The organism is Deltaproteobacteria bacterium, from assembly GCA_019308925.1.
GTDB lineage: Bacteria > Desulfobacterota > B13-G15 > B13-G15 > RBG-16-54-18 > JAFDHG01.
Genome location: JAFDHG010000048.1, coordinates 1 through 18698 on the forward strand (window position 1 = coordinate 1; position 18698 = coordinate 18698).

Sequence of the window (18698 nt, forward strand, 5' to 3'; positions counted from 1 at the left end):
CTGGCACAGGGATATCGGTAAAGCCTATTATCCAGAAATACAAGGTGCCTACCATAAATTATTCCACCTATCAGGGAATTCTCAAGCCCCCATTGGATTATATGTATCTACCCTTTGGTAGCTATGTATTGGACTCCCAAGCCGTGCTGGAATATATCCTGGCCATCCACAAAGGGAAGAAACCCCCCAAGGTCGGCCTCCTGACCTATAACAATACCTACGGGAAGTCCATTCATGCACCGAGCAAGGAATATGCTGCCAAACACAATGTCAATATTGTTGCGATAGAACAATGCCCTACAAAGACGGTCGATCTGAGCACTGAACTGCTTCGGCTGAAGGACAAGGGGGCAGAGTATATCTTCATGCAGATGCTCCCGGCCCACATTACCATTGCCCTCAGGGATGCGGATCGCGTTGGCCTCAATGTCCCGTTCTTCGGCACCTGGACCTCCACGGACCCGGACTTCTGGGCTCTTGGAAAAGGCCTGATCCGTGATCGGCTCTTCATGCAGTTCTCAGGAGGCCTCCCTGTGGATAATGCACCTGGAGTAAAGTTCATGCTGGATCTGGGCAAGCGTTACAAGACGGTGACAAGCTTCGATACCTCCTACTGGGAGGGTGTCATCATGGGCATGGTTATGGAGAGGGCCTTTATAAGGGCCAATGAAAAATTTGGGAAGATAAACGGCGAGACCATCAATAAGGCCATGGAGTCCTTCCGAAATGAAGACTTTGGGGGGCTCCTCCCCAAGACTTCCTTTAGCAAGGACAGCCATGAGGGTTCATTCACGGCCAGGATCGTGCAAATTCACGAAGATGCCACCTACACACCGGTGACGAACTTCTTTGTCCCCGGGAAAGGGCAGATCAAGGTTTTGAAAAAGTAACATAATGAAGGCATTTCGAGGGCAACCGAGCATCTTCGCCTCCACTCAGCCCGATGACCGTCGGGCTGAGTTGGAGGTGAAGGATCTATCTCTGAGTTTTGGAGGGATTGTGGCCCTTCAAGATATAAATTGTAGCGTCAACACAGGAGAGCTGTTGGCCATTATAGGGCCAAATGGTGCGGGCAAAACGAGTCTGCTGAACTCCATGACAGGCTATTATCATCCACAAAAGGGGCAGATCCTCTTCAATGGAGAGGACGTCAGAGGCCTTCATCCCCATCAAGTAACAAGACTTGGCATCGGAAGGACCTTTCAGAATATCGAGCTCTTCCCTGGGGCCAGCGTCATCGCCAATATCCTTCTGGCCCGACATGTTCACTGTAAATATAGCGTGGGGCTGGCATCCCTTTTCTGGCCATCGGTCAAGAGGGAAGAGGTCCGTCACAGGCGGGTCGTAGAGGAGATCATCGATTTTCTGGAGATACAGTCCATTAGGAAGAAGCCAGTGGGTGGCCTCCCCTATGGGTTACGAAAGAGGGTGGACCTTGGCCGTGCCATGGCCCTGGAGCCAAAGCTCCTGTTGCTGGATGAGCCCTTCGCCGGGATGACCCTGGAAGAAAAGGAGGACATGGTCCGGTTCCTGGTGGAGTTGAACGAGGCATGGGGGCAGACCATGGTCCTGGTGGAGCACGATATGTCCGTTGTTATGAGCATCTCAAAACGGGTTATTGTGATGGACTTTGGGAAAAAGCTCACAGAGGGCTCCCCAGAAATGGTACAAAACCACCCTGAGGTCATAAAGGCGTACCTGGGTGATACAGGGACCATCTAGCCGATGGGTAAAGGCCCTTAGCAGAGCACAATGAAGGCGACCAAAGAACGCATCGATGAACAGCAATTATCTTCTTTCTCCGAGTATACCTTTCCTCAGATCTTGGCCAAGCAGGCGCAACGGTGGGGCTCCGAGAGGATTGCCATTCGGGAGAAGGCCTATGGGATCTGGGAGCCCTATACCTGGCAAGATTATCTTAATTATGTCAAGCATGTGGCCTTGGGCCTTTTGGCCATCGGACTCAAACGGGGCGAACATATTGGCATAATCACGGATAACCATCCTGAATGGCTATTCAGTGAGCTTGCGGCTCAGTCTCTGGGGGCCCATACCCTGAATTTATATACATCATCGGTGACCAAGGAGCTGACCTTTGGATTGAATCGTGTTCAAACCGCCTATGTAGTTTCCCAGGATCAGGAGCAGACCGATAAGTTATTGGAGGCCCAGGAAGAACTCTCTCACGTCCGGCGCGTCATATACATCGATCGCACAGGGATGAGGAGCTATAGGGACAACCCATGGCTGCTGAGTTTTGCCGAACTTCTGGAGCTGGGCCGAGAATTAGACAAGCAACAACCCAAACGTTTCGAGGAGGAGTTGTGGAAAGGCAAGTCCGATGATCTCGCCTTGATGATTATGACCTCCGGGACCACAGGCGTTCCGAAATTTGCCATGTTGAGCTACAAGAACATCATTGATATGGGGAGAAAATGGTTGGAGGCCTCACCCATTGGTATCGGAGACAACTGGATCTCGATCACGCCGCCTGCTTGGATTGTTGACCAAATGTGGGGGATGGGGGTTGCACTCTGCGGAGGGATGGTCATGAATTTCCCTGAGACCCCGGAAACGGTTGTGGAGGACTTACGTGAGGTTGGACCCGCCATAATGATCACCTCCTCACGGTTCTGGGAGGACCTGGCCTCCAAGATTCGGGTGAAGATCAGCGACTCTGGATTGATCAAGCGTAGCATTTACCGCCTCTGCCAGAGGATAGGGGAGGCGAGGGTGGACAGGGAGTCCAAGAAGCAACCTGTTACCATGTGGTTTAAGTTCCTCAATTGGTTGGCCTCCTGGCTCATCTATCGATCCCTTCTGGATCGAGTGGGCTGTTCGCAGCTTCGGACCGTCGCCAGCGGGGGGCATCCCCTAAGCCCCGATGTCATCCGTTTTTTTCGAGCCAATGGGCTGAATTTGAAGCAGGCCTATGGCCTCACCGAGTCCGGGGGGGTCTTTCAGATCCACCCTGATGGAGAGGTTAAACCCGAGACCGTGGGTAAGCCATTGCCCCGCACCGAGGTCAGGATTGCGGAGGATCAGGAGGTGCTGGTGTCGACCCCTTCGAACTTTATGGGGTACTATCAGGACCCAGAGGAGACAGCCGCAACATTGAGGGATGGGTGGCTGCATACAGGGGATGCCGGGTATTTTGATGACGATGGTCAACTGGTGATCATTGGGCGAAAACAGGAGATCATGCGCACCAAAGAAGGGGAGGCCTTTTCCCCGGACTTTATAGAGACTCGGCTCAAATTCAGTCCTTATATCAAGGAGGCGGTGATCTTCGGGGAGGGGATGCCATATATTACGGCCATGATCAATATAGACATGGAAACCGTGGGGGATTGGGCCGAGGATCGGCGGATCCCCTACACTACTTACACCGATCTCTCCCAGCAGCCTCGGGTAGAAGAGCTGATCTGCGGTGAAGTCAAGGAGGTCAGCGAGCGATTGCCCAAACACATGAAGATTCGCAAGATTTTGCTGCTGTACAAACTCCTGGATGCCGATGACCAGGAATTGACTCGGACCGGAAAGGTGCGCAGGACGTTCGTCTATGAGCAATATAAGGACTTGATCGAGGCCATGTACAGAGATCAGGATGAATTAAAGGTGACAGGTCAGGTGCGATATCGGGACGGACACGTGGGCACCATTGAGACCACGGTAAAGATATTAGCTCTCGAATAAGGAGGGACTTGCCCCGATGGAATATTTTATTCAACTCCTGGTTAACGGTTTGTCTATGGGTTTTTTATACGCCCTTTCCGCATTGGGTTTTGTCATGATCTTTAAATCCAGCAGTGTGCTCAATTTTGCCCATGGCGAATTGCTGTCAATAGGTGCCTTCATTTTCCTGGTCCTTGCCGCATGGGCCAAGTTGCCCATCGTGGTCTGCTTTTTGATAACCCTGATGGGGTGCTTTACCCTCGGCTTTATCATCGAGAGGCTCTTCCTGCGTCCCCTCATTGGCGAAGCCCTCATCGAAGTAATCATGCTGACTGTCGGGCTGTCCTTCATGTTCAAGGGTTTGATGCTTTTTGTTTTCGGTGGTAATATATTTGATTATCCAGCATTCCTGCCCGAGGCCCTCTCCATTAAGTGGGGGGCCGTCACTATACCATCAGTATACGTTTCAGCGATCATCATCGGTTTGATCTTCCTGGGGGTATTTGGATTCTTCTTCAAATATTCCTCCCAAGGTATCTACATGCGGTCCGTGGCGGATCACCAGCCTGCTGCCCTCTCTCTGGGGGTTCACGTAAGGAGGGTCTTTGCCCTATCGTGGGCCATTGCCGCTGTAGTGTGCGCCATGAGCGGGATCGTCCTGGGCATAATGCAAGGCATCAATGTTCACGATCTCAGCGCCATGGGCCTTAAGGTCTTCCCAGTGGTCATCCTGGGGGGGTTGGACAGCATCGGTGGGGCCATTTTGGGTGGTCTCATCATCGGGTTACTGGAGACCTTCACGGGCGGATATATCTCCACTTCCTTGCGGGAGGTGATTCCCTATATTGTCCTTGTCCTTATTTTGTTGATCAAGCCTTACGGGCTCTTTGGTTCGGTGGAGATCGAGCGGGTTTAGGAAAATTTTTGGCTTCACTACCATAAAAGAAAGGTTGCATTGAGAGGATGAAGAGACTGCGATTTCGGCCATGCGGAAATTTTAGGGAATACTACGAACAAGAGATTACCATTTTCGAGACAGACTTTGGTAGGGTGTGGGTATGGATCGGCCTTGCCCTCCTTTTTTTGGTTGTGCCCTTCATCTCTGGTCCTTATGTGCTTTATGTCATCACTGGTATTGGGATCGCCGCCATTGCCGCCATAGGGCTCAATATCCTCATTGGATATACGGGCCAGATCTCCTTGGGTCACGGGGCCTTTTTCGGAGTAGGGGCATACACCGCTGCCATTCTGGCCACCAAGGTGGGTTCTCCTTTCTGGTTTTCCGTCCTTGCTGCCGGGGTCGTCACCGCCATGGTGGGCATGGTCTTCGGGATACCTTCCATCCGTCTAAAACACCTTTACCTCTGCATCGCCACGCTGGCCGGCCAGTTTATACTCGAATACGTCTTCGTACAGTGGGAGAGCCTTACCGGAGGGGCAGAAGGTATCATCCTTCCTGAAGCCACCCTCTTTGGACTGAATATCAGCAGCGATCGATCCTTTTTCTGGGTGGTATTTGTGTGCTTCGCCCTTATGTGCTGGATGGCCGTAAACCTTGTACGCAGCAGGTACGGCCGTGCCTTTATTGCCATTCGTGACAACGACCTCGCTGCTGAGGGAATGGGTATTCCCAAATTTCGTTATAAACTCCTCTCTTTTGGTATAAGTTCTTTTTACGCTGGATTCGCCGGGGGGCTATGGGCTTACTATACAATGAGTATTACCCCGGAGCCATTTACCCTGTTTCTTTCCATAGAATATATTGCCATGATCATAATCGGGGGCCTGGGGAGTATATCCGGTTCGGTGTTTGGGGCCATTTTCATCATGATATTGGGTGAAATATTGAGCTGGGTCACGGAGTATGCCATGAATGTGGGGGGCCTCGCAGGGATGGCCATCACTGTAGCCCCCCTGCGGGAATTCGTCTTTGGATTGGCCATTGTCTTATTTCTCATCTTCGAGCCACGGGGGCTGGCAGAGGTGTGGCGCATCGTCCGTTCCAGCTTTAGGCTGTGGCCGTTTGCCTATTGAGGGTGCCATGAAGGATGATATTCTCTTGCAACTGAACAATATCAGCGTCGTATACTCGGATGTCATTCAGATTCTAAAAGGGGTATCGCTTGCCATCAGGAAGAATCAGATCGTTTCCCTGCTGGGTAGCAATGGCGCAGGGAAGACAACGACCCTGCGTGCCATTTCAGGGCTGCTGAAGCCGGAGAATGGAGAGGTTACTGAGGGCTCAATAGAGTATGAAGGCCGGTCTATTCAGAATGCAGCCCCTGAGACGATTACCCGTCTGGGGATTATTCAGGTATTGGAAGGGCGCCCACCATTTGAACACCTCACCGTGGAGGAAAATCTCAGGGTGGGTACGGCGGCCCGCTCTGCGGCCCGCTCTAGTCGTTCCTTCAAGCAAGATCTGGACTTGGTTTACGGTTACTTCCCAGCTCTGTTGGCCCGAAGGAAGACGTTGGCTGGATACTGTAGCGGTGGTGAATTGCAGATGCTCGCTATTGGAAGGGCTTTGATGGCAAATCCCAGGCTGTTGCTATTGGATGAACCCTCCTTAGGCCTGGCCCCCATGCTGGTTAAAGAGATCTTTGAGATCGTGGGACGAATCAATAAGGAGCAGGAAACAACCATTATTCTGGTGGAACAAAATGCAAACATGGCCCTGCAATTGGCTCACTATGGTTATGTCATGGAAAATGGCAAGATCGTGATGGAAGACGAAGCAAGCGAGCTAAGGGAGAATCCGGACGTCAAAGAATTCTATCTGGGGGTTGCGGCTACTGGCACGTTGAAGACCTATAAGGAAGTCAAGTCCTATAAACGGCGTAAGCGCTGGCTTTAATTAGAAGATTCATTCTCTCGCCAGCGGGAGAGGGAGATATATTGGATTTTCATGGTTCGTGGGTGGCGAGGCTGCAATGGAAAATTAGTATTTAGAATTTCACTTTGTGAAGGGAAGTAGCCAAATGAGACTCTTTGATGGTCTCTTTTTTTATCCCTGGACAAACCCCACCGAAAACAACTGCAACACCTATGTGATCGATGGCGACATCCCCACCCTCATCGATGTGGGGCACCTGAGGTACCTCACCGGGCTCTTCCAACTCATGGAGAAGGATGGGATATCCCCTGGCAAGATCGCCCTGATCATCTCCACCCACCTCCATCCTGATCACCACGAGGGGGTGGCGGCCTTCTCTCAGAGGGAGGTCTTAGTGGCCTTTCATCGAGAGGAAGAGAGGCACCTCAAGGCCTTTGGCTATCAGCTCTACCAGGCCATGGGACTCCCCATCCCTGCCATAAAACCCCATTTCTACCTCAAAGAGGGGATCTTAAAACTTGGAGAGGAAGAGTTTGGGGTCTTCCCAACCCCTGGCCACTCCCCTGGGTCCATCTCCCTCTATTGGAAGGAGAAAAGGGCCCTCCTTACCGGCGATGTCCTCTTCTGGGAAGGGGTGGGCAGGACGGATTTTTATGAGGGAGACAGCGCCCTCCTCAAGGAGAGCATCATAAGGCTTTCCCAGCTAGATGTGGAATATCTCCTGCCTGGACACGGCAAAATCATCGAGGGGAGAGAGGCCGTAAAGGAGAACTTCCGCTGGATCCAAGAGAAGATCTTTCCTCTCCTGTAGGTTCATGATTTGGTGAAGATTCCCTTTACTCGCCCCCTATATTCTTTGTCTAACCTGTCGGTAAAATCGGCCCAACCGGGGCTGGAATCGAGATTCGGTTCCACAGCCGTTCCGGATATCCCCTTGCGGGCCAATTCCTCTCGAAGCTCCTTCTCCATTTTCTGATATCCTTTCTCTCTCTCCTTCTGGTAGCTTGAGGTCAGCTCCCGCAGGGCCTTGACGATATCCTTTCCCTTCCCCTTCAGCAAGATCTCCAACCCCTCCAGGATCGTCGTGGAGGGGTCCTCCAGGGAGTAGGTGGAGATGAGGAGCTCGGTGAGGGCCTTCTTCACATCCTCTCTTGCCCCCTGCAACTCCTTTTTCAGGGTACTGAGGTCCTTTTGGTCCCCTTGAACGAAATAGCGGTTTAAAAGGCGCTGGGCCAGGTCTTCGACTTCTTCCTGCCTGAACCTCTCCCTCTCCTCTGGTGTTATCTCCAGTTTACCTATCTTTTCCATCACGAGGTCCACGGTGCTCTTGATCTCAGCCATTTTCTGCCTCCTCAGTACTCGACCTTGACCAAACGGGAGAGGGGACTCTCGTTGCATCGGGGAGAGTTATCCACGGCGGTAATGGCATAATAGTAGCTTTTACCCCTTTCTGCGCTGAGGTCGAGGAAATGGGTCTCTTCGATTACCTTTTTATTGATTTTGCGTAATTCCCCTTCCGATACCTCACGACGGTAGACATTGTAGCCCAACAGGTCGGCCTCTTCGTTGGGGAACCAATCGAGTTCGATCCCCTCCTCTTGGGGTATGGCGATCAAGCCACTGGGAGGAAGAGGGGGGGTAATATCTATGGGAATGGCTGCGATCTCCTCGGAGCTCTTTCCCTCCACCGGCGTTTCGCCGCAAACCTTCACCCCCCGAACAACATAGAGATATTTCCTTTCGTTCTGCAGCCCCTTATCGAGGTAAGTTTCCTCTTTTACCGGAGTCTTGTTCAGGGGGTCAGAAGGAAATGGGTTTCCTTCCTGTCTTCGGTATATATCGTACCCATCCGCCCCTTCTACTGGCTTCCAGGATAACAGGACCGATCTATCCCTCCCTTCTCCCTTGAGGGATGAGGGGGGTGCCGGAGGAGCGCCCCATTGGATCATCGCCTCGTTGGAGGGGGGGCTGGGATAACCCCAATGGTTGATGCCAATTACCTTATAGATATATATGGTTCCCTCCCTGAGGTCTTCGTCCCTCCAGGTCAAGGTACCCCTCTCCAGGCGGTAACCCTCTGGGGCGCGAAGGTCAAGATCAGCCCTTATCCGGAACTCGCCGGGACACTCCACACACCCTCTCGCCTCTTCCCTCCTGAGGACCCTGAAGCCCACCAGATCGACTGGTTTGGAGCCATCCATATTTTCACGCGGCACGCTCCAGCTCAGGTACAATTCACCTTCACGTACCTTTCCTTGCAGGTCAGAGATGGCCTTAGGTACCAATACATCAGGGGGGATGGGAGGGGCCTTGACGCCGCATCCTCCCACTAGGATGATGAGAAGGGTCAAGAGAGGGAGGATGCTCTTCTTCAACATGCCAGCTCCTCTTGGGCCCGCTTTATCTGTTCAGCCACCCTTTGGCGAGCTGTCCCCCCTATGCTTTGACGATGATCCACCGAGCCCTCTATGCGAATATAGTCGAAGATGTCCTCTCCGATGGCCGGGGAGAACGATCGGAGTTCGTCCAGGGAGAGATCCTCTAGCTTTTTGTCTTTCTCTTCGGCGTATTTTACCACCTTCCCGGCGATCTGGTGGGCCTTCCTAAAGGGGATCCCCTTTTTGACCAGGTAATCGGCCAGATCGGTGGCGTTGGTGAAGCCCTTGGCAGCGGCCTCCTTCATCCTCTCTTGGTTTACCTCTACCCCCTCGAGGAGTTTGGCCATAATTCTAAGGGATGCCTTCACTGTATCGATGGCGTTGAATAGGGGTTCTTTGTCCTCTTGGAGATCCCTATTATACGCCAAGGGGAGGGCCCTGAGGATGGTGAGCAAAGAGACAAGGGCGCCGTAGACCCTCCCCGTCTTTGCCCTGATCAGCTCCAGCACATCGGGGTTCTCCTTTTGGGGCATGATGCTGCTGCCAGTGCAGAAGGATTGAGGCAGGCGCAGGAAGCCGAACTCCGGGGTGGACCACAGGATGAGCTCCTCACAAAGGCGGCTGAGGTGCATCATTATGAGGGCGCAGTGGGAGAGAAACTCCACCACGAAGTCCCTATCGCTCACTGCATCGATGCTGTTCTGGCTGATTTCGGCAAGGCCCAACAACTCGGCCAAATACTTCCGGTCTATGGGATAAGGGGTGCCGGCCATGGCTCCGCTGCCCAAGGGGAGGACACCCATCCTGCGCAGGGCTTCGGTCAATCTCTCCCTATCCCTCTTGAACATCTCATAATAGGCCATCAGGTGGTGGGAGAAGAGGATGGGTTGGGCCTTGCGCAGGTGGGTGTACCCAGGCATGATTGCGTTCATATGTTTGGCAGCCTGTTCCACCAAACTGGCCTGAAGCCCCTTTAAGAGACCGAGGGTGCTGATCACCTCCTCTTTGAGGTAAAGGCGCATGTCCAGGGATACCTGATCGTTTCTGCTCCTGCCCGTGTGGAGTTTGCCCCCCACCTCCCCGATCTTCTCCCGCAGTCTTTGTTCGATATGCATATGGATATCTTCCCAACGGGTGGAAAAGGGGAACTCCTTCAGCTCTATCTCCTCTTCTATATCTTTCAGGGCTTGAAGGATCTTTCCCCTCTCCTCCTGGGAGAGGATCCCCGCCCTTGCCAACGCCTCACAGTAGGCCATGCTCCCCTTAATATCGAAACGATAAAGCCTTTTATCAAAGGAGATGGAAGAGGTAAACTCCTCTGCTAGATCGTGCATCTCTTGGGTAAATCTCCCTCCCCAGGGTTTTTCCGCCATAACTATCTCCTCTCACCAAAGATCGCCCTGCCCACCCTGACCATGGTAGCCCCTTCTTCAATGGCCACTTCAAAATCCACAGACATCCCCATGGATAGCTCCGGCAGGGGGATGCCATCCCTCTCTATCTCCTCCTTGATCCTTCGCAGAGAGATGAAATAGGGTCTGGCCAGCTCAGAGTCATCAAAATATGGTGGCATGGTCATGAGCCCCTTTAAAGAGGTGTTTTTCAGGGCCTTTATCTCATGGGCCAGCTCCAAGGCCTCCTCCTTGCGTATCCCGAACTTGGAGCTCTCTTGGGAGAGGTTTACCTCGATCAGGCAATCAATCACCCTGCCTTCTGCTGCGGCCCTTCTGTCCAGTTCCCTGGCCAATTTGATGCTATCCACCGAATGGATCAGGTCGAAGACCCCCACCGCATATTTGGCCTTATTGGTTTGGAGGTGTCCGATGAGGTGCCATTGAAGCCCGGTGCGACCTATCTCCTCGATCTTTTTCATCGCCTCTTGGACGTAGTTTTCCCCCAAGATCGTTGCCCCTGCAGAGACCGCCTCCCTTATCTTTTCTACCTCTACGGTCTTGCTGACTGCGATTAGCCTTATCCCTTGGGGATCCCTCCCCACCTCTGTTGCCGCCTTTTCTATTCTTTCCTTTACCTTACGGAGATTTTCCTTTATGTCGTCCATCTTTTTATATTCTTGGTTCTTCTAAAAAGTTACTAAAAAGGGTCCAGGATTTATCTCATAGGGTTCCAGGGGCCAAGGGGTCCAGCGGTCGAGTGAAATACACTAGAACCGCTCGGCTGAGCTCGCCGCAAGCCCTAGAATCCTGGAATCCTAGAACCCTCATTTTGAACCCTTGAACCCTTTCAATTCCACCTACTAATTTGAGGATGACCCAAAAGTTTTTAAAAGATATCGATAACCTCTAGATCTTTGAGGAGTTCGATTAGTTGGCAAAGGGGAAGCCCCACCACATTGGTGTAAGAACCTTGTATCCATTCTACCATAAAGGCCCCTTTTCCCTGTATGGCATATCCCCCAGCCTTATCGAAGGGTTCCCCTGTATTGATGTACCAATCCATCTCCCTTTCCTCGAGGGACTTTATTTTAACCCGAGTCTCTTCGGCCCCCTCTATCCTTTTCCCATCTGCCAATTTTAAGAGGCAATAGCCGGTGATCACCAGGTGCTCTTTGTCGGCCAATCGCTCCAACATCCGTTTTGCCTCGTCCTTTCCACGGGGTTTCCCCAAGATCTCCCCTCCTATGGCGACCACGGTATCGGCCCCTATAATCCAGTTCTGGGGATATTTCTCCCCTATCACAAGGGCCTTTCTCTCCGCTACCCTTAAGGCAAAGTCTTTAGGTGATTCATGAGAAGAGGGAATTTCGTTTACCTCTGCAGGGATAACCCCAAACTCAAACCCCAGGGAAGAGAGGAGGCTTCTTCTCCGCGGCGAAGAAGAAGCCAGAATCAACTTTTTTGACATGGTCTTTGAGGGTGTGCTAAGGGAGGCTAGAAACTCTTATTTCTCCATTCCTCTCACAATGAGGAGAACGGAATCCCCACCTCCCATATTCTCCCATTGCTGAGGGAGACTTCCCTTGAAGAGGAGGCTATCCCCTTCTTCCAGGGTATATTTTTCCCTTTTCACCTCAAATTGGAATTTACCACGCAGGCAGAAGGCCAACTCATCGCCGAGATGACTCACCCCTTTGGTTCCACTCTTGGCCCCTTTGCTGGCGCTAATCACATAGGCCTCCAGGCCCTGCTGGATGAGGCCTGAACCGAGGGTCTCCAATCTTATTCCCTTATCCTTGGTTTCCACCTCTTTGCGTTGATCCCTTTTGCTGAAGATCGCCTCTTCTATCCTTTGTTCGTCGAAGAAGTAATTGATCTTCACCCCCAAGGCCCTGCTGATGCTGGAGAGGGTGTTCACCGTGGGAGAGGTGATATTCCTCTCTATGAGGCTCAGGGTGTTTACCGAAAGGCCGCTCAATTTGGCCAACGTGCGCAGAGATATTCTCTTTTCACCTCGAATGGCCTTGAGTTTGCTGCCGATATCTAAAGTTTGGGTCTCTACCATAAGTCTCAACCTCCCTCCTTAAGGTTCAAAGCCTCTTACCCTTAGCATAAATCTTTGAAGAAAACAACCAATTATATTAACTAATCTATTTTTTGTCAAGAAGAATTTGGGTCAAAGTTAGATAAAATTGATTTTAAAGGTTTTTGAACAAAGTTGTTCCAAAAATAGAATGATAAGGCGGGCGTTAAACTCCTTGCCATTATTGGGAAGAAAAAGAGTTGAGGGAAGCCAGGGGCCTGAGGCCCCTGGCATTTTGCTTAACCCCCTGCCAAAGAGATAAAGAAACCAGCGGCCACCACAGTACCGATGACCCCCGCGATATTGGGACCCATAGCATGCATGAGAAGGAAGTTTTTGGGATCAGCCTCGGCCCCAACCTTTTGTGCCACCCTGGATGCCATAGGGACAGCTGAGACCCCTGCCGAACCGATAAGGGGATTTATCTTTTCTTTTAAAAACAGATTCATAAGTTTCGCCAAGATCAATCCTCCAGCAGTGCTAAAGGCAAAAGCCACCAGCCCCAGGGCGAACACCAACAGGGACTGAGGCCTCAAGAAGCTTTCCGCTGACATGGTGGCCCCCACCGATACCCCTAAGAAGATGGTGACGATATTCATCAGCTCATTTTGGGCCGCCCCAGCCAACCTCTTCACGACCCCTGATTCCCTGAAGAGGTTGCCGATCATGAACATGGCCATCAAAGGGGCAGCAGGTGGTACGATGAGGCAGATGATTAACGTAGCAGCCAATGGAAAGAGGATCTTCTCCAATCTTGAGACCGGGCGCAACTGGCGCATCGTGATCTTGCGCTCTTTCGCAGTTGTGAGCAGCTTCATAATGGGGGGCTGAATGATCGGGACCATGGACATGTAAGAATAGGCCGCTATTGCCGTGGCCCCCAAGAGATGAGGGGCCAGCTGCACAGTGGTATAGATGGTGGTTGGTCCATCCGCCCCTCCAATGATCCCGATGGAGCAGGCCTCAGGGATATTGAAGCCGATCAAAAGAGCTCCGAAGAATGCTACATAAACACCAAACTGGGCGGCAGCCCCCAATAAAAGTGTCTTGGGGTTGGCGATGAGGGGACCGAAATCGGTCATGGCGCCCAAGCCCAAGAAGATAAGGGGAGGGATCACTTCCCATTCCAAACCATAGTGGTAGAAAATTTGTAACAGGCCACCTTTCTCCATGAGGGCGGTAAGGGGCAAGTTAACAACAAAAATGGCAAACCCTATGGGTAGCAGTAGAAGGGGTTCATAGTCTTTTTTGATGGCCAGATAGATGAACACAAAACCTATGAGCCACATGATCACCTGTTTCACATCCAGGTTAACAAAACCCGTCTTCCATAACATGGTGTTGAGAAACTCCGTCATGATCAAATCCTCCTTTGTAGGCAATATTGGGCTATTTGAACAGGTTGACGACCCTCCCTAAGATGAGGATGGTGATGACCAGGATCCCTAAGGTGACAAAGACCCCGCAGAAGCCAAAGAGGAATATCCTAAAAGCCTGTTCCCAAAGAATCATCTCGACCTCCTTTTGAGAAATAAATCACATATTTTGGTAACACATTATTTCATTCTTGGCAAGAGGAAATAAGGGATTCGTGTAATGCCTCAGTTATCAGGGGAGGAGGGCCCCTTATCCCCTCGCTTCAGAGCTTTCGCAGTGACCCTTTCGGGGTTCGCAGGCGGGGAATACTTGCCCCTTCCCCGCTCTAAAGGCGGGGCTTTCCCCTTCCTACTCTCCCTCGGTGGGTGCCCCACCGCTCCCAGCAACTTCGCTCGGGGATAAGAGGCCCTTTGAAGCCCATCCTACCAAGACTGAGGTATTACGGGTTTATCTCCAACTTATTCAAGGGACAGGAGAGAGAAAAATGAAAGGCAAATAAGGAAAAATTATTGACACTGTTTTGCATTAGAAATATCATTGTTTGGACATAACAACTCAGGAGGGGAAAGATGGTCATAATGAAGAGGGGGAAAAGCTTTCTCGACAACCGCTACAGGAAGAGGGAGAGGTTCCAGCTACAGGATGTGGATGAACCCAATTTATTCAGGGAGATCTTTCCCTACGAAGAGGTATGTCGCATTGAATTCGACCACCGTGTCGAGCTGATAGATCCCCCAGAGGAGATATTTATCACCGACACCACCTTTAGAGATGGACAACAGGCCAGACCCCCATATACTGTACAGCAGATGGTAGACCTATACGATATGCTCCACAGATTAGGAGGTCCCAATGGGGTAATCCGTCAGACTGACTTCTTCCTCTACAGCGACAGGGACAAAGAGGCCGTTCAGAGGTGTTTGGAGAGGGGATATCGATACCCCGAGATCACGGGTTGGATCAGGGCAGACAAGGGTGATTTCAAGCTAGTCCGTGAGATGGACCTCAAGGAGACAGGGATCTTGACCTCTGTATCGGATTATCACATCTTTTTAAAGCTGAACAAAAACAGGAGGGCCGCCATGATAGACTACCTCCGGGTCGTGGAGGCGGCCTTGGAAAAGGGGGTGAAGCCGCGATGTCACTTTGAGGATATCACCAGGGCGGACATCTATGGATTTGTAGTCCCCTTGGCCCAAGAGCTCATGCGCTTGGCCGAGGAGGGGGGGGCATCGCTGAAGATCAGATTGTGCGATACCATGGGATTGGGGGTTCCGTATCCAGGTGCTGCCTTGCCCCGGAGCGTCCCGAAGCTAATACGTGCCCTGGTGGATGATGCAGGCATTCCCTCGGAGGATCTGGAGTGGCATGGCCACAATGACTTCCATAAAGTTATCATCAACTCCACCACCGCCTGGCTATATGGATGCTCCGCAGTCAACGGGACCCTGCTCGGGTTTGGTGAGAGGACTGGCAACGCTCCCCTTGAGGGGTTGATCATTGAATATATCAGCCTTATGGGGGATCAGAACGGGGTCGACACCACTGTCATCACCGAGATCAGGAATTATTATGAGAGGATTATCGGTGAGCATGTACCCAAAAACTATCCCTTTGTTGGGGCGGAGTTTAATACCACCAGGGCGGGCATCCACGCCGATGGTATCCTCAAGAATGAGGAGATCTACAACATCTTCAACACCGAGAAGATCCTGAATAGGCCCCTTACCGTGGCCATAAACGATAAATCGGGCACCGCAGGGATCACCCAATGGATCAATTCCCACTTTGCCCTGACCGGCAATGAGCGCGTGGACAAGAGGCACCCGGGGGTGGCCAAGATATATAAGTGGGTAAAGGAGGAGTATGCCCAGGGCAGAACCACTGATATCTCCTCAGAGGAGATGGAGAAAAAGGCCCGGAAGCGTCTCCCCGAGCTCTTTATCTCTGATTTTGATCTGATAAAGCAGCGGGCCTATGAGATGGCCGCCCATCTTATCGAAGAGGTGGTGGATGATCCAGCCATAAGGTCTATGGACCCCCCGCGCCAAGAGGCCCTTTTGGAGAAGATCGAGCAGGAGAACCCCTTCATCCAGTGGCTCTACGTCACCGACCTGAAGGGGCACAAGGTCACCAGAAATATCACCCATCCCGAAGATCGCGCCAAGTATGAGCATATCGATACCGATGTCGATTACTCCAATCGGGAGTGGTTTATAGAGCCCCTCAAGACGGGAAAGGTCTATGTGACCGATTTCTATACCTCCGTGATCACCGGCGCCCTCTGTATCACCGTCTCCGCCCCCATCAGGAACGAGGATGAAGAGATTGTGGGGATCCTGGGGATGGATCTGAGGTTTGAGGAGTTGGTCAAGGCAGAGGATTTGGCCTGAGAGATGGAGGGGAGGGTAGAGGTAAAGGACGGGAAGGTAGTCACTATGCCTGACAGTCCTGTTATCCCCTTTATCAAGGGGGATGGGGTAGGGGCGGATATCTGGCAGGCAGCCGTTCTGGTAATTGATGCGGCAATAGAGAGGGCCTACGCTGGAAAGAGAAAGGTCGCCTGGCAACAGGTATGGGCTGGGGAAGAGGCCATAAAGCGATACGGCGATCCCCTCCCCCCTGAGACCCTGCAGGTCATAGGTAATTACAAGGTGGCCATCAAAGGTCCTCTGACCACACCAGTGGCCGGTGGATTGCGTAGTCTTAATGTAGCCCTGAGGCAGATATTTGATCTCTATGCCTGTATAAGGCCCATCCGCTATATCCAGGGTACCCCCTCACCACTGAAAGGGCCCGAGAGGGTAGATTTTGTAATATTCCGTGAGAACACCGAGGATGTCTATGCGGGGATAGAGTGGAGGGGAGGGAGTGAGGGGGGTGAGAGGCTGATCCGATTTCTGCGTGAGAAAATGGGTGTTGAGATCAGGGAGGGCTCGGGCATAGGTATAAAGCCGATCAGCCCCTTTGCCAGTAAGAGATTGGTGAGCAGGGCGATCGAGTATGCCCTGGAAAAGGGACGGCGCAGCGTGACCCTGGTCCACAAAGGGAACATCATGAAGTACACGGAAGGGGCATTCCGAGATTGGGGTTATGAGGTGGCCCAGCAGGAGTTCGCAGGGCAGGTGATCAAGGAGGAAGAGCTGGAGGAGGTCATTGGTGGTGAATTACCCAATAACAAGGTCGTCATCAAGGATCGTCTTGCCGATGCCATGTTCCAACAGGTCCTTTTAAGGCCAGAGGATTACGATGTCCTGGCCATGCCCAACCTCAACGGTGACTACTTCTCTGATGCCTGCGCCGCGCAGGTGGGTGGTCTGGGGATGGCCCCTGGGGCCAACTTAGGGGATGAGGTAGCTATCTTTGAGCCAACTCACGGGAGCGCCCCCAAATATGCTGGCCAGGACAAGGTAAACCCCAGCTCTATGATCCTCTCCGGGGCCATGATGCTGGAGTACCTGGGTTGGGTTGAGGCTGCCCGGCTAATTGAGCAGGCCCTCAAGAGGACCATCAGGGCCAAGACCGTTACCTATGACCTGTACCAGCAGATGAGGGGGGCCATGCTTCTCAGTTGTTCCCAATTTGGGGAGGCAGTGGTGAGGAATATGGGAGAAGAAAAAAGCTTGACAGGATCTGATAGTTATGTTTAGAGTTGGGGTTGTATTCAAAACGTGTAAAATTTAAGGTGTGAAAGGAGGGGAAGAAAGGCCATCAAAAAAATCTTGAGGGAAATTTGGGGACAAAATTACAAAATTAAATGAAAGGAGGGGTCATTATGAGGAATAGGTGGTTGATAGGGGTTATAGGTATTGTGGTGGCCTTGGGGCTGGTGGTAGCAGTCTATGCGCCTGCTGCGCCAAAGGTGCCTAACAAGGTGTTAATCGGTCACTCCGCATGTATTTCGGGAAAGTATGCCAAGGCAGGGGAACAGGCCATTGGGGGGATAAAGGGATGTGTCAAATGGGTTAATGAGGTCTATGGTGGGGTCAAGATAGCTGGAAAGAAAGTTCCTCTTGAGTATAAATACTATGATTGTGAATCCAAAAAAGAGGCTGTGACCAGCCTTGTCGAGAGGTTGGTCACGGTTGATAAAGTGAACGTTGTTTTTGCCCCATATAGCTCAGGACTCACTCTTTCCGGAGCCCCTGTGTCGGAAAAATATAGCATGCTCTACATGGATCATGGTGGTGCCAGCGACCGTATCTTCCGGCAGGGTTTTAAATACATTGTTCAAACCATTGGTCCAGGCACCAGATATCATGTGGGGACCCTCGACATGATTCACAAGATTGATCCCAAGGCCAAAAGGGTAGCCCTGGCCTACGAGGACAGCGAGTTCGCCAGAATGGTCCTGGATGGGGCGGAAAGACATGCCAAAGAACTCGGTTTTCAGATAGTCTTTAAGCGCACCTATCCTAAAGGGGTGACTGATTTAACGCCACTGCTTTCTGACCTGAAGGCGGCAAAGCCAGAGATAGTGCTCGGTGGGGGACATTTTGAAGATGGTCAGCTCTTTAACCGGCAGATGGCGGATCTGGATATAGATGCGAAGGTCCTGTCGCTGATAGCCGCTGCGACCTTGCCGGCCTTCTATAATGCCCTGGGCAGCATGGCAGAGGGCGTCATGGGTCCCTCGCACTGGGAATATGGCGTCAAATATTCCCCTAAGGCAGCTAAAAAAGAAGGGCTAAAATGGATTGGTCCAAGTCAAGATGAGTTTGTGAAGCTGTTCAAAAAGGCCCTGGGGAAGGACATCATACCCGACTATCATGCTGCTGAAGCTGGAGCGCAAGTCTTGGCTTACGTTCTGGCCGTAGAAAAGGCCAATAGCATTGATCCCACCAAGGTCAGGGCCGCCCTCGGCAAACTCAAGTTCATGTCCTTCTACGGAGGATGGGACGTCGATGAGACAGGGAAACAGGTCGGCCATTCGATGGTAGACATGCAGTGGCAGG

17 protein-coding genes are annotated in these 18698 nt (G+C 51.9%); 10 read left to right on the forward strand and 7 right to left on the reverse strand.

Annotated elements, in window-relative coordinates; translation table 11 throughout:
- The 7 genes from JRI46_08760 to JRI46_08790 all read left to right on the forward strand — a co-directional run.
- On the forward strand, window positions 1-890 hold an 890-nt coding region (locus JRI46_08760; GenBank protein ID MBW2039671.1), incomplete at its 5' end, for an ABC transporter substrate-binding protein.
- Window positions 891-894: 4 nt separating this feature from the next.
- Window positions 895-1722, forward strand: coding sequence for an ABC transporter ATP-binding protein (locus JRI46_08765; protein MBW2039672.1), 828 nt, complete (start codon window positions 895-897; stop codon window positions 1720-1722).
- Between the two features lie 30 nt (window positions 1723-1752).
- Entirely contained in the window at window positions 1753-3696 is a 1944-nt protein-coding gene (locus tag JRI46_08770; protein MBW2039673.1) for an AMP-binding protein, read from the forward strand.
- 16 nt (window positions 3697-3712) lie between these two features.
- On the forward strand, window positions 3713-4591 hold the full coding sequence (locus JRI46_08775) for a branched-chain amino acid ABC transporter permease (GenBank protein ID MBW2039674.1): 879 nt from the start codon (window positions 3713-3715) through the stop codon (window positions 4589-4591).
- A 47-nt stretch (window positions 4592-4638) separates the two neighbouring features.
- Window positions 4639-5709, forward strand: a complete 1071-nt coding sequence (locus JRI46_08780; GenBank protein MBW2039675.1) for a branched-chain amino acid ABC transporter permease — start codon at window positions 4639-4641, stop codon at window positions 5707-5709.
- Between the two features lie 7 nt (window positions 5710-5716).
- A complete protein-coding gene (locus JRI46_08785; protein ID MBW2039676.1) occupies window positions 5717-6532 on the forward strand; it encodes an ABC transporter ATP-binding protein in 816 nt (271 codons plus the stop codon).
- A gap of 124 nt (window positions 6533-6656) precedes the next feature.
- Window positions 6657-7322 carry an MBL fold metallo-hydrolase gene (locus tag JRI46_08790; protein MBW2039677.1) on the forward strand — a complete coding sequence of 222 codons (666 nt, stop codon included), beginning with the start codon at window positions 6657-6659 and terminating at the stop codon, window positions 7320-7322.
- A 2-nt stretch (window positions 7323-7324) separates the two neighbouring features.
- Here JRI46_08790 and JRI46_08795 read toward each other — a convergent pair whose 3' ends face one another.
- The 7 genes from JRI46_08795 to JRI46_08825 form a co-directional block, all read right to left on the reverse strand.
- Entirely contained in the window at window positions 7325-7852 is a 528-nt protein-coding gene (locus tag JRI46_08795; GenBank protein MBW2039678.1) for a hypothetical protein, read from the reverse strand.
- A gap of 11 nt (window positions 7853-7863) precedes the next feature.
- A complete protein-coding gene (locus JRI46_08800; protein MBW2039679.1) occupies window positions 7864-8889 on the reverse strand; it encodes a hypothetical protein in 1026 nt (341 codons plus the stop codon).
- Window positions 8883-10262, reverse strand: a complete 1380-nt coding sequence (argH, locus tag JRI46_08805) for an argininosuccinate lyase (protein MBW2039680.1) — start codon at window positions 10260-10262, stop codon at window positions 8883-8885. The genes JRI46_08800 and argH overlap by 7 nt, the downstream gene beginning before the upstream one ends.
- Window positions 10263-10264: 2 nt before the next feature.
- Window positions 10265-10948: a YggS family pyridoxal phosphate-dependent enzyme gene (locus tag JRI46_08810; GenBank protein MBW2039681.1), complete on the reverse strand. Its 684-nt coding sequence runs from the start codon at window positions 10946-10948 to the stop codon at window positions 10265-10267.
- A 221-nt stretch (window positions 10949-11169) separates the two neighbouring features.
- A complete protein-coding gene (gene maf, locus JRI46_08815) occupies window positions 11170-11751 on the reverse strand; it encodes a septum formation protein Maf (GenBank protein MBW2039682.1) in 582 nt (193 codons plus the stop codon).
- Window positions 11752-11787: 36 nt separating this feature from the next.
- Window positions 11788-12348 (reverse strand): helix-turn-helix domain-containing protein, encoded by a 561-nt coding sequence (locus JRI46_08820; protein ID MBW2039683.1) that lies wholly within the window; start codon window positions 12346-12348, stop codon window positions 11788-11790.
- 257 nt (window positions 12349-12605) lie between these two features.
- Complete coding sequence (locus JRI46_08825; protein ID MBW2039684.1) at window positions 12606-13724, reverse strand: sodium ion-translocating decarboxylase subunit beta; 1119 nt, start codon at window positions 13722-13724, stop codon at window positions 12606-12608.
- 588 nt (window positions 13725-14312) lie between these two features.
- Between JRI46_08825 and JRI46_08830 the strand changes: the two genes are divergently transcribed.
- The 3 genes from JRI46_08830 to JRI46_08840 form a co-directional block, all read left to right on the forward strand.
- Complete coding sequence (locus JRI46_08830) at window positions 14313-16136, forward strand: histone-lysine N-methyltransferase (GenBank protein ID MBW2039685.1); 1824 nt, start codon at window positions 14313-14315, stop codon at window positions 16134-16136.
- A gap of 3 nt (window positions 16137-16139) precedes the next feature.
- Window positions 16140-17393: an isocitrate dehydrogenase (NADP(+)) gene (icd, locus tag JRI46_08835; GenBank protein MBW2039686.1), complete on the forward strand. Its 1254-nt coding sequence runs from the start codon at window positions 16140-16142 to the stop codon at window positions 17391-17393.
- Window positions 17394-17518: 125 nt separating this feature from the next.
- The coding region (locus JRI46_08840) for an amino acid ABC transporter substrate-binding protein (GenBank protein ID MBW2039687.1) at window positions 17519-18698 on the forward strand (1180 nt) is incomplete at its 3' end.

Excerpts from the sequence above, each read along its gene's own strand:
- JRI46_08800 (MBW2039679.1), bottom strand. The coding sequence starts at position 8,889 with ATGTTGAAGAAGAGCATCCTCCCTCTCTTGACCCTTCTCATCATCCTA.
- JRI46_08775 (MBW2039674.1), top strand. The coding sequence starts at position 3,713 with ATGGAATATTTTATTCAACTCCTGGTTAACGGTTTGTCTATGGGTTTT.
- icd (MBW2039686.1), top strand. The coding sequence starts at position 16,140 with ATGGAGGGGAGGGTAGAGGTAAAGGACGGGAAGGTAGTCACTATGCCT.
- JRI46_08780 (MBW2039675.1), top strand. The coding sequence starts at position 4,639 with ATGAAGAGACTGCGATTTCGGCCATGCGGAAATTTTAGGGAATACTAC.
- JRI46_08825 (MBW2039684.1), bottom strand. The coding sequence starts at position 13,724 with ATGACGGAGTTTCTCAACACCATGTTATGGAAGACGGGTTTTGTTAAC.
- argH (MBW2039680.1), bottom strand. The coding sequence starts at position 10,262 with ATGGCGGAAAAACCCTGGGGAGGGAGATTTACCCAAGAGATGCACGAT.
- JRI46_08820 (MBW2039683.1), bottom strand. The coding sequence starts at position 12,348 with ATGGTAGAGACCCAAACTTTAGATATCGGCAGCAAACTCAAGGCCATT.
- JRI46_08795 (MBW2039678.1), bottom strand. The coding sequence starts at position 7,852 with ATGGCTGAGATCAAGAGCACCGTGGACCTCGTGATGGAAAAGATAGGT.
- JRI46_08790 (MBW2039677.1), top strand. The coding sequence starts at position 6,657 with ATGAGACTCTTTGATGGTCTCTTTTTTTATCCCTGGACAAACCCCACC.
- JRI46_08830 (MBW2039685.1), top strand. The coding sequence starts at position 14,313 with ATGGTCATAATGAAGAGGGGGAAAAGCTTTCTCGACAACCGCTACAGG.
- JRI46_08785 (MBW2039676.1), top strand. The coding sequence starts at position 5,717 with ATGAAGGATGATATTCTCTTGCAACTGAACAATATCAGCGTCGTATAC.
- maf (MBW2039682.1), bottom strand. The coding sequence starts at position 11,751 with ATGTCAAAAAAGTTGATTCTGGCTTCTTCTTCGCCGCGGAGAAGAAGC.
- JRI46_08765 (MBW2039672.1), top strand. The coding sequence starts at position 895 with ATGAAGGCATTTCGAGGGCAACCGAGCATCTTCGCCTCCACTCAGCCC.
- JRI46_08810 (MBW2039681.1), bottom strand. The coding sequence starts at position 10,948 with ATGGACGACATAAAGGAAAATCTCCGTAAGGTAAAGGAAAGAATAGAA.
- JRI46_08770 (MBW2039673.1), top strand. The coding sequence starts at position 1,753 with ATGAAGGCGACCAAAGAACGCATCGATGAACAGCAATTATCTTCTTTC.